Source organism: Azospirillum brasilense, from assembly GCF_008365405.1.
In the GTDB taxonomy this organism is placed as follows: domain Bacteria; phylum Pseudomonadota; class Alphaproteobacteria; order Azospirillales; family Azospirillaceae; genus Azospirillum; species Azospirillum brasilense_D.
On sequence record NZ_QOKV01000059.1, the window covers coordinates 1 to 3,336 of the forward strand.

General features: G+C 66.6%; 2 protein-coding genes and 1 pseudogene. 1 reads left to right on the plus strand and 2 read right to left on the minus strand.

All coding sequences use genetic code 11. From position 1 onward, the window contains the following. Window positions 1-577 precede the first annotated feature (577 nt). On the minus strand, window positions 578-1,780 hold the full coding sequence (locus DS837_RS31640; protein WP_149168374.1) for an MFS transporter: 1,203 nt from the start codon (window positions 1,778-1,780) through the stop codon (window positions 578-580). A gap of 104 nt (window positions 1,781-1,884) precedes the next feature. On the opposite strand from DS837_RS31640, the gene DS837_RS31645 reads away from it, so the two are divergent. After that, on the plus strand, window positions 1,885-2,772 hold the full coding sequence (locus DS837_RS31645) for a LysR family transcriptional regulator (RefSeq protein ID WP_149168375.1): 888 nt from the start codon (window positions 1,885-1,887) through the stop codon (window positions 2,770-2,772). Window positions 2,773-3,043: 271 nt separating this feature from the next. On the opposite strand, the pseudogene DS837_RS31650 reads toward DS837_RS31645, so the two are convergent. Continuing rightward, window positions 3,044-3,336: pseudogene (locus DS837_RS31650) on the minus strand (succinate--CoA ligase subunit alpha); the annotation flags it as partial.

Genomic DNA, 3,336 nt, shown 5'->3' on the forward strand with positions numbered 1-3,336 from the left:
AGGCGGTCTGGATCGAGGCGCGGGTCCAGCCATGGGTGGCCTGGATCTCCGGCACGAACAGCGTCCAGGCATACTGGATGTTGGCCGCGGCCACCATGCAGACGATGCCGACGACGATCTGCATCCAGCGCGCGCCGTCGGAGATGGGCGCCTGCGAGCCGCCGGAACTGTTAAAAGCTGGCCTCTGGGATTCTGTCGATCCAACCATCATTCCCTCCCGTGGGATTGCGACGCTTTGATACCGGGCATGAGGGTCCCCTTGGGCGGGCGAGGCGGAGTCCGAGCGAGCGTCCGCATCGCCGCGTCATGGGCGGCCTTGTTTCGTGCCGATGTGAGTCATGGTTCACTGGTGTGCTGGAGAGCCGGTCACGCCGTCCCTGCGTTCGTGGCGCTCCAGATACGGCATATGGTATGCCAGAGACATGATTGTTGGCAACACGAACTTTTGGTGGGTCGCGCTTTTCATCCGAAAATTTTTCCGGCTTCTGGAAACCGGACAGCCGGGAGGGTCAGCCCGGCCCTGAGGGCGGGACTTGATGGTGTTCTCGCAATCGAACGGACGAGGCGTCGGCCGCTTTCAAGCGGTCGCGGACGCGGCGCGGGACGATGCCGTGACGGCGAGCGCCGCGATGGCCGCCGCCAGCGGCACGAAGGACACCCAAAGCACCGTGTCCCAACCGAACGCCGCCAGCAGACCTCCGGACGCGAAAGACCCCAAGGCCATCGTACCGAACACGATGAAGTCGTTGAGCGACTGCACCTGCGTCTTCTCCTCCGGACGGTGGCACTCCAGGACGAGCGCGGATGCGCCGAGGAAGCCGAAGTTCCAGCCGACGCCCAGCAGGATCAGGCTCCCCCAGAAATGCGCCACGTCGATGCCCCCCAGCCCGACCACGGCGGAGGCGGCGATCAGCGCCAAGCCGGTGAACACGATGCGGGACGCGCCGAACCGCTCGACCAGCCGCCCGGTGACGAAGCTCGGGGCGTACATGGCGATCACATGCCATTGCAGGCCGAGGTTGGACACCTCCTGCGACAGGCCGCACAGCCGCATCGCCAGCGGGGCCGCCGTCATGATGAAGTTCATCAGCAGATAGGAGACGACCCCGCACAGCACGGCGGTGACGAATCGCGGCTGGCGCGCGATGACCCCGAGCGGGCGGCCCCCAGCGGCCTCCGCGGCGGTCGGCATCGGCAGCCGCACGCCGACCAGCACCAGGGCGGACAGCGCCGCAACGGCGGCCTGGGCGAAAAAGGTCGCCAGGAACAGGTGCGGCGGCCAGATATCCATGGTGACGGTGACGAGTTGCGGTCCGATGACTCCGGCGAACACCCCGCCCGCCATCACGGCCGACATCGCCCGCGGCCGCCGCTCTGGTTCGACGCAATCGGTCGCGGCGAAGCGGAAGGACAGAACCACGGCGGCGTAGGCACCCCCTGGGATCATCGCCGCGCAGAACAGCCAGAAGCTCCCCAGAATCACCGCCAGGACGGACAGCAGCCCGACGAGCACGCCGCACCCCGTCCCCGCCAGGAAGGCGGCGCGCCGCCCATGGCGCCGGGCGATGGCCCCGGCGGGAATCGTGCAGAGCGCCATGCCCACGACGAAGACGGAGAGCGGCAGCGTGGCCAGCGCCGGGCTCGGCGCCAGCGTGTGCCCGACGATGCCCCCCGTCGCATAGACGACCACCGCGTTGGCGCCGGCCAGCGCCTGCGCGGTCGCCAAGCGCAGAACGTTCGCCGTCCCGTGAGCATAAAGGTTGGTGGCGGCTTGGCTCATGACGGTCCTCGGGACTGGCTCTGTGGCGATTGCCCCAGGCTTACCGACCCGGCATCATGAATAGTAGTGGTATATTCTCATGAATGCATGAACCGGAGTCATGAATGCTTGACCGCCAGATCCTCGCGATCCTGCGGGAGGTGGATCGGGTGGGCAGCGTCACCGCCGCCGCCGAACGCCTGAATCTCAGCCAATCGGCGCTGAGCCACACGATGCGCAAGTTCGAGGAACGCTGCTGCGTCGAAATCTGGACGAAGAAGGGGCGCAGCCTCCGCTTCACCCAGGCCGGCCGGCATCTTCTGGCGCTGGCGCAGCGCCTGCTGCCGCAGTTCGAGCACGCCGAACGGGTTCTCGCCGATTTCGCGTCGGGCCGCCGCGGGGCGTTCCGGGTGGGCATGGAATGCCATCCCTGCCAAGCCTGGCTGATGCGGATGACCGCCCGCTATCTAACGCAATGGCCGGACGTGGATTTCGAGGTCCGCACCGCCTTCCGCTTCGACGGCCTGGGCGCGCTGCTCGACAACGAAATCGATCTGCTGATCACGCCCGACCCCATCGAGACCGCCGACGTCCTGTTCACGCCGGTCTTCGACTATGAACTCGTCCTCGTGGTGCATGAGGCGCATCCGCTTGCCACGCGGGGCGTGGCGCAGCCCGAAGACCTGCGCGCGGAGGAACTGATCACGGTCCCGGTCAGCCTGGAACGGCTGGACGTCTACACCCGCTTCCTCGTCCCCGCCCATTGCCGTCCGCGTCGCCACAAGACCGCGGAGTCGACCGACCTGATGCTTCATCTCGTCGCCGCCCGGCGCGGGGTCACCGTCCTACCGGACTGGCTGGTGCGCGAGGATGGCGCCGGCCTGCCCATCCGCAGCGTACGGTTGGGAAACGCGGGGATCGGCAAGAGCATTCATCTCGGCGTCCGCCGCGGCGAGGAGAGCGTGGATTACATCGCCGGCTTCCTGGCGCTCGCCCGGACGATCGATCGGTGAGAGCAAAAAAATGGCCGTGCTGTTGCCAGCACGGCCAGTGATTTCGAGAGGCTCGCATAAATGCAGAGCAACAACCTGCCCGATACAAAGGGTGAAGCACCCTGTGCAAGACCAAGATGACTGGTCAGACCACTCGCCGCAACGCTTCGTTTTCAGCTTTCCACATTGCGGAAACAGCCCCCTTCCCTGTCCGAATACACAACAAAGAAGACCGCGCCGTTGCCGGCGCGGTCAGTCACTTCGGGGAAAACACCACTGCGACGAAAACGGATCAGCCCTTGAAGACCTTGAGCATGGTGGAGCCCAGGCTGGCGGGGCTGTCGGCGACGGCGATGCCGACGGACTTCATGAAGTCGATCTTGAAGTCCGCGGTGTCGTTGCCGCCGGAGATCACCGCGCCGGCGTGGCCCATGCGGCGGCCCGGAGGCGCGGTGCGCCCGGCGATGAAGCCGACGACCGGCTTCTTGGTCCCGGAGTCGCGGATGAACTCCGCGCCCTTGACCTCGGCGTCGCCGCCGATCTCGCCGATCATGATGATGCCCTCGGTCTCCGGGTCCTTCAGGA

Excerpts from the sequence above, each read along its gene's own strand:
- DS837_RS31640 (WP_149168374.1), bottom strand. The coding sequence starts at position 1,780 with ATGAGCCAAGCCGCCACCAACCTTTATGCTCACGGGACGGCGAACGTT.
- DS837_RS31645 (WP_149168375.1), top strand. The coding sequence starts at position 1,885 with ATGCTTGACCGCCAGATCCTCGCGATCCTGCGGGAGGTGGATCGGGTG.